The organism is Nostoc sp. DedVER02, from assembly GCF_034530675.2.
Taxonomy (GTDB): Bacteria; Cyanobacteriota; Cyanobacteriia; order Cyanobacteriales; family Nostocaceae; genus Nostoc.
The window spans coordinates 41,446-48,919 of sequence record NZ_JAVRCP020000045.1 but is presented as its reverse complement, the minus strand read 5'-3'; the positions used below and the strand labels follow the sequence as shown (position 1 = coordinate 48,919).

The 7,474-nt window shown below is 39.8% G+C and carries 7 protein-coding genes; 3 read left to right on the top strand and 4 right to left on the bottom strand.

From position 1 onward, the window contains the following. Positions 1–100: 100 nt before the first annotated feature. On the bottom strand, positions 101–607 hold the full coding sequence (locus RMZ41_RS28045) for a pentapeptide repeat-containing protein (RefSeq protein WP_322641052.1): 507 nt from the start codon (positions 605–607) through the stop codon (positions 101–103). 158 nt (positions 608–765) lie between these two features. On the opposite strand from RMZ41_RS28045, the gene RMZ41_RS28040 reads away from it, so the two are divergent. Then, the gene (locus RMZ41_RS28040) at positions 766–1,404 is read left to right on the top strand and encodes a DUF4232 domain-containing protein (protein WP_322641051.1); all 639 of its coding nucleotides are present in this window, start codon (positions 766–768) and stop codon (positions 1,402–1,404) included. A gap of 101 nt (positions 1,405–1,505) precedes the next feature. Then, complete coding sequence (locus RMZ41_RS28035; protein WP_322641050.1) at positions 1,506–2,297, top strand: GH25 family lysozyme; 792 nt, start codon at positions 1,506–1,508, stop codon at positions 2,295–2,297. 338 nt (positions 2,298–2,635) lie between these two features. Here the strand turns inward: RMZ41_RS28035 and RMZ41_RS28030 are convergent, their stop codons facing one another. Continuing rightward, on the bottom strand, positions 2,636–3,079 hold the full coding sequence (locus RMZ41_RS28030) for an NUDIX hydrolase (RefSeq protein WP_322641049.1): 444 nt from the start codon (positions 3,077–3,079) through the stop codon (positions 2,636–2,638). 707 nt (positions 3,080–3,786) lie between these two features. Between RMZ41_RS28030 and RMZ41_RS28025 the strand changes: the two genes are divergently transcribed. Further along, complete coding sequence (locus RMZ41_RS28025; RefSeq protein ID WP_322641048.1) at positions 3,787–4,752, top strand: aldo/keto reductase; 966 nt, start codon at positions 3,787–3,789, stop codon at positions 4,750–4,752. Between the two features lie 32 nt (positions 4,753–4,784). Here the strand turns inward: RMZ41_RS28025 and RMZ41_RS28020 are convergent, their stop codons facing one another. Together RMZ41_RS28020 and lpxB are read right to left on the bottom strand one after the other, a co-directional pair. Continuing rightward, the gene (locus tag RMZ41_RS28020; protein WP_322641047.1) at positions 4,785–6,050 is read right to left on the bottom strand and encodes a DNA cytosine methyltransferase; all 1,266 of its coding nucleotides are present in this window, start codon (positions 6,048–6,050) and stop codon (positions 4,785–4,787) included. Between the two features lie 217 nt (positions 6,051–6,267). Beyond that, on the bottom strand, positions 6,268–7,434 hold the full coding sequence (gene lpxB, locus RMZ41_RS28015) for a lipid-A-disaccharide synthase (protein WP_322641046.1): 1,167 nt from the start codon (positions 7,432–7,434) through the stop codon (positions 6,268–6,270). Positions 7,435–7,474 lie beyond the last annotated feature (40 nt).

Here is a 7,474-nt window from a genome sequence, read left to right as displayed (position 1 = left end):
CTTGCACCCTCAAATCCCTTCCCCTAGTAGTTTACTTCGACTTGTGTGTACACCGTAGCCCGAAAAGCGGGGAGGGGGTTGAGGGTGGGGTTCTTGTACCTCACTCAATCCAATCAGGCCCTTTGAAGAAATCTCCGTCCTCCCAAAAAGTTTTACATACCAAAACACCTTCTCCGAGAGGAGGGAAATTTTTGGCTCCCCTGAAGTCAGTTTTTATGAATTTGGCAGTACCACCAATCGCTGCCCTGTAGAGGTTAGCCCCATCAAATACAGTAGCAGTCAAGATAGCATCATTCAAACTGGCATTGGAGAAGTCAGTCCCAATACAATCAGCACCACTCAAGTCAACTCCTCGCAAATTGGCATAACTGAGATTGGCATTAGTGAGGTTAACACAAAGCATTTTGGCTCCACTCAAGTTGGCATGGCTCAGGTTGGAGCCACTCAAATCAACACCTATCAAATCGGCTCCGCTCAAGTCAATTTCCCGCAAATCTTCTCCATCCAGCCCGCGCGAACTGATTCTAATCCCAGTAAAGTCTCTCTCGCCAGCTGCGTATCTCTTAAGCAACTTTCTACGCTCGATAAAGTTTCTTTCATCTTTCATAATTTACCTCTTGCCTCTTTCAATACATATAATGACAGGAATACTAATAACGTTATTAAAAGATGGTATATGCACAGCAACGCTAACCCTTGTAAATTTGGAAACTTACACTGTATATAAAGCATCAGTGTAAGTAGTTCACTACAAAAAAAGAAGATATGCGAATTCTAATTGTGGAAAGCAGTATGTTGTTGCTCCTAACTGCAATGACAACTGGCTGTGTCGGTTCTTCCTCTGTTACAAAACAGCCGCAAGCTTTGCCAGCAAGCACTGAACAGCCGACGAAAGAAGCTGTGTTGAACTCAACACCTACACCGACTGCAAAATCTATAGAGCATTCTACCCCTGAAGCAACTATTGCCACGAATCCGACGCGCTGTGAAACTAGCCAATTGTCAGTGCGCCGAGTCTCCCAAGATGCTGGTGTTGGGAATGTTGCACTTACATACGCCTTCACCAATAACGCCTCATCCCCTTGCACGCTCAACGGTTATCCCGGATTGGCACTACTGGATGCAAAAGATCAACCTTTACAGGGGATTAAAGTTATTCGCTCCAAGGATACTTACTTTTTGAGTAAGCAACCTCGACAACAAGTAACTCTAGCTCCTGGAAAACAAGCCTCATTTCAGATAGCATATAACCACATTAGTTCTCCAGAGCAAAACTGCCCAATTTCTAGTAAGATTGAAATTACGCCTCCCAATGCTTACCAGCACTTGACCCTCACAGAAGAAATCAAGCCTTGTACAGGCAAAGTCAGAGTGACTCCTGTGCGTGTTGACACTCAACCGTAGTAAATATTCTGTAATTTACTCAAAGACCCAGAAAAAGCATAAATTTAATCAAAGCCTCTGATAAGTTCAGTATTGTACTAATCAAAAAGGTTAAAAATTTTATGGAAGGAATTGATGTTGCTGACCAAGATGGCAGAGTTGATTGGACGGCAGTAAAAAATTCTGGTAAAACCTTTGCGTTTGTCAAAGCTACAGAAGGAGTTAGCATTAAAGACTCTTCTTTTGCTCATCATTGGCAGACCATGAAAACTGTTGGTATTATTCGGGGTGCTTATCATTTTTTTCACCCCCATACATCTGACCCGGTTCAGCAAGCAAAGGAATTCTTAAAAACTTTGGGGCAATTAGAACCCGGAGATTTACCACCAGTTCTAGATGTAGAGGTAACTGACAAAGTAAGTAGCCAAGCTGTAATTAATGCAGCTAAACAGTGGTTAGCAGAGGTGGAAAAAGCCCTTTTACAACAAACAAAAAAACCAATTAAGCCAATCATTTATACTTTCCCCAGTTTCTGGCAAGAAATTGGCAATCCATCTGATTTTGCTAATTATCCATTATGGATTGCCCACTATGGAACCCAGAACCCAAGTATTCCTAGTGCTTGGCAGGGGCAATACTTAATCCATCAATATGCAGGTGATATCTCTGGTGTCGCTGGTGTTAGCGGTCGAGCCGATTTGAATAGATTTAATGCATTGCAGTTAAGAGATTCTGGGCTAAGAGTAAAACAATTACAACAGCAATTAAAAGATATTGGATTATATACTGATGCTATTGACGGAAAGTTTTCTGATTCCGTTAAGAATGCAATTGTTAGTTTCCAAACATCTAAGAAATTGCAAGCTGATGGAATTGTCGGTATAAAAACTTGGGTAGCTTTATTGTGGATTTAGAACAGATAAGTCTATTCAGTGAATGTCTAATGTTTAGGGACTTGCAGAAAATAAATTATCCCAAATTATTTATTTGTAGGGGCGCAAGGTCTTGCGCCCCTACAATGAGATATTTTTTTAACTGGAAGTCCCCTACTTATTTTGATTAGCGAATGCAGTTTTTTTTATTAGCTAATCTTTCTTAAGATAGGTTGTTTTTTTCCACCGACTTACTTAAATAAATTAAAGTTTGTAGTAATGAATTTAGTGATGGTAAAACTTGTTATGAACGGTGAATCAATCGCTAAAAAATTTTTAAATGTATTTAGTTATACCTATTTAAGGGTGTTTTTTTATATCTAATTAGTATTTTGGAATGCACAAAAGTGAGATTTTACCTGGAAAAAACCTTTCAGTATCCGTTTGAGTGAATTAAACTTAACCCATCTGATAGCTGTAGTTACTTCTACCCACTGCCGTTTTCTTTTACTAGCTTCTGGATAATCTTCACTTAGCATCTCAACTGGTAACAAATACATCTTAACTCGGTAAATTTTGCCTCCTTTGCGGTACTTGTAAGTTCCCAGTTCATTCGCATCTACCTGCCCAATCACCCCTGCTTCTTCCCAAGCTTCTTTGGCTGCTGAAGCGGGCGGACTCATACCATTAGGAATATCTCCTTTTGGAATTACCCAGTGTTGAAAGTTACGGGTTGTGATTAGCAAGATTTCAACTTTGCCATTGTTCACTCTATAAGGAATCACTCCTGACTGTTTAAGTACTTTGCTGACTTTTCGACTCATGTGATTTGCATCCTGTACGCTTTAGCTTTTCTGTCTGATGTTTATTTCAAAAAGTCTAACTCTGATACCGGATAAATTTTGGTTAAATTTAGGTTATGAAAAAATTAAACATCCTTTAATTATCTATAAGAATTAATTATTAAAAAATTTTTATTAATATTCTAATCTCATTTGCAGGTAGAACTTAGAAATGTCGAAAGAGTAAGTGGGCAAGAATAAATAAAACTATGTTAATCAATATAGAATTAATCAAATTGGCTCTTAGTGAGCGGTTCTAGTTCTAACTACAAAACTTTAATTATTCACACCCACTTACTTAGCTCTACACTTAGAAAAGAGGTAAAGCCTAAGCGGTTACATTCCCAGCAAGAGACTAGTACCGCAAGGCGGAATTCAAAATTCAAAATTCAAAATTAATACAGCCTAAGCTTTTCATCTATTTTGAATGGTATGTTTATTTACGCCGTGCTGTACTATAAAAGAGATTATGAAGTTTTAAAGGTCGGGTTGAAGTTAACGCAGATGAAAAATATTTTGTTCCTATCACATTTTGCATCAATATAATAATGACAATAGCTATAGTTTTAATATAAAGTAAATTCACTTAAAAAGTGTACTCCTGATGGCTGACTATTACATGCAGCCCTTTTAAAAAAATCACATTGCTAAGATATTAAAATAAAAGTAATTTCGCCTCAAAGCCAATCATGACAGAAGGAAAAACGCGGCGTAATTTCCTAATTACTAGTCTTGCTGTAACTGGAGGTATTGTGTCAATTAATACTTTTGGGCAAAATAATACCAACACTGCACCACCGCCAGCAACCATGCCAGAACGGGTACTAGGACGCACAGAAGTAAAACTCCCTATCTTTGGCTTAGGAGGAGCAGGACAAACGCCACTATCCTGGGAAGGAAAAGAAGGTGATGCTACAGCAATTATTCAAAGAGCGCTGGAACTTGGCATTCGCTACTTTGATACTGCGGCTAGTTATGGGCCGAGTGAAGATTATTTAGGTAAAGTACTACCACTTCATCGCTCAAAGGTTTTCCTAACAAGCAAGACCGATCAAAGAGATCGGGATGGTGCATGGCGAGAACTAGAGCGATCGCTAAAACGCCTCAATACAGATTATCTCGATTTGTGGCAGTTGCATCACGTTTCTTTTTCTGAAGAACTCGACACTATCTTTAGTCCATCTGGTGCAATTAAAGCTTTAGAAGAAGCCATACAGCAAAAACTGGTGCGCTTCGCAGGTATTACCGGACATCACGATCCTCAAATAATTGCTGAAGGCTTACGTCGCTATCCTTTCCACACTGCACTGATTCCTGTGAATGCCGCCGACAAACACCACCCACACCCATTTATCCCGGTAGTTCTACCAGTTGCTCAAGAAAAAAATGTTGGTGTGATTGCGATGAAAGTCCCGGCTTATGGTCGGCTGTTTAAACCAGGTGGATTGACAGGTATGGAGCAAGCTTTAGGTTACACAATGTCTCAGCCTGGAGTTCATTGTTGTGTAATTGCAGCAGAGACTATTGCACAATTAGAGAGCAATGTCAAGATAGCGCAGGCTTTCGTGCCTCTTAAAAAGGAAGAATTAACAGCGATCGCAGGGCGGACTGCTAATATCTGGGAAGATAGTACATTTTTCCGTACTTGGACTTAGCCCAAACTTTGCATATATTGCAAAGTGTATTATTAATCACGCTGATAATATTGCTCTGCTTGCGACATCTTAAACTGTAGTAGCTTTTCCTCTCCCAACTTGTATCGCAAACTCGGCTTAAAAGGCGAAATATTCAAACTCCGAATAATTTCACTCGCCACAGCCTTTGCTAGTAGCGGTGGTACAGAGTTACCAACTTGTCTAAATCCGTGCCATTTGGTTACATGAAATCTAAACCAATCAGGGTATGAATGTAATCTTGCTGCTTCCCTGACTGTGATACAACGGGGTGTAAATGGATGAATCGGTCTAGGAGATGTAAAAGAACCTCTATACTTGTCTGTTCCGGCTCTTAAAGTATTGCAGACACCATCAGGATGTAGCTTATGAAAACGACTAATTTTTTCTCTTTCACCTTGTTGAGTTTCCTGAAAACGTTGAATAGTTTCCGCAGAATGTTTTGTCCTTAAACTTGAAGAAAGTATTCGCAAATCATACTCGCGTTTATAAGAATAATCATCATTTAGGCATTTAAGACCGCGAAGTACACGAGCATAGTTACTAGGTTTTTCGTATTCTCCTACAACCCAATCTCTTGTTACTAATTCAGGATATTTTTCTATTTGAGGTAAATCTTGAATTGCATCCCATACTGTCGGACTCAATGGGATATCAGATATTTTATTATGAGTTAAATTATTTGTTAATGCTGGTTTAGTAGTTGGTTGAGGATATTTTGGTAACTCTACATCTTCTCTTGCACCTATGAGGAATAATCTCTCACGAGACTGTGGTACTCCGTAATTTGCAGCATTGAGAATTTGGTAATTTTCTTCTATCTTATAACCGTAAATTTTAAACTCGCTAATTAGAGATTGGAGAATTTGTTTATGTTGACCAACTGTGATTCCCCGAACATTTTCCATTACAAAAAATTTCGGTTTTAGCTCAAAAACCAGTCGATGAAAGTGAAACACCAAAGAATTTCGTGGATCGTCAACAACCCGTTTACCAATTAGAGAAAATCCTTGACATGGTGAGCCACAAATTACCACATCAATTTCGCGATCGCCAATCTTAGACCGACTCCTAATTTCTTCGCCGGTTGTATCCACAACACTTTTACATAACACTGAGCAATAAGGGAAATTAAACTCATGTGTTGCACAGTGGATAGGGTCAATTTCTACAGACGCTAGCACATCAAAACCAGCTTGTTCAAAGCCAAGAGTCATACCACCCGCGCCAGCGAACAAATCAACTGCGATCGCTCTTTGTTTTCTCATCTCATAAGCCATGAAACCTCTAGATAATTCGTAATTCGTAATTCGTAATTCGTAATTAAGCTAATTGCAATTCATTTTTTCAGACTAATTCACTTGTAAGAAATGGCTTCAGCGCCAGTTTTATAAGACTTCCAGCGAAAACACAGATGCTTTCGCACCTTATTTTACTCATAAATAAGCAGATTGATTCTCTCTTTTTAATTACGAATTACGAATTACAAACTACGAATTACAAATTATTTGGTAGCATTTGCAAAATTTCTTGAGCAGCGCGATCGCACACTCCAACTTCTCCTAAACTCTGCCGCATTTCCTCATAATCTAGCAAAGTTTGTTCTCTGCTACTAGGGTTAAGTAGCAGTTCCATCGCTGCTTGAATAATATTCTCTGCCGTGGCTTGCTCTTGTAAAAATTCTGGCACAATCGGCTTCATCACTACTAAGTTGGGTGGCGATGCAAAGACTATAGAACCTTTGAGGATTTTACGAGCGATCCAAGCAGTCAGGGAACTTAGGCGGTAAACTACAACTTGTGGTACATCTAATAGAGCAAGTTCTAGGTTGACAGTACCAGATTTACTAATGGCTAAATCAGCCGCAGCAAAAACTTCCTTTTGTTGACCTGATAAAACTGTAGCCTGCAAACCGTAACGCTTAATAGCCTCCTCAATTGGCTTTCTATAGACTTCCAAAGATAAGGGAATCCAGAAATGAACTTCAGGTAATTTAGCTTGAAGAGTTTGGGCAGCTTCAAAAATAACTGGTAAAAGATATTTTAATTCTTGGTGGCGAGAGGCGGGGAGAAGTGCGATCGCAGTTTGTTCTGGTGGAATCCCCAATGTTGCACGCGCTGCTTGGCGACTAGGAGCGTCTTGCATTCGGTCAACTAAAGGATGCCCTACCCAAGTAACTTTTGCTCCTTTCTCACGAAAGTAACGGGCCTCTTGTGGGAAAATTGCCAAAAGCTTATCTGTAAAACCGACAATTTGGTTAGTTCTACGCAAACTTAATGACCAAGCCCACTCTTGGGGAGCGATGTAATACACCACAGGCACATCTGGTAACTGCCGTTTCACATAAGTACCAATTTTCAGATTGGGAGTCATATAATCGATCAGCACCACTAAATCAGGTGGATTTTGTTTTAGGGAAGCGATCGCCTGACGTTGCACCTGGAGAGTCGGTAAAATATAAGGCAGCCCTTCTAGAATACCCATTGAGCCAATACCACTAGTATTTCCCAGCAGAATTGCCCCAGCCTTCAGCATTTTTTCGCCACCCAGCGCCCAAATCTCTAATTCCAATCCAATCGCCCTAGCTTGACGCTTCAGCGCTGTAATTAGCAGCGATCCTTGTAAATCGCCAGAGACTTCGCCAGTGCTGATAAAAATCCGCATTTGATAATTGGTAATTAGTAAAAACTTAGGAATGAATAGT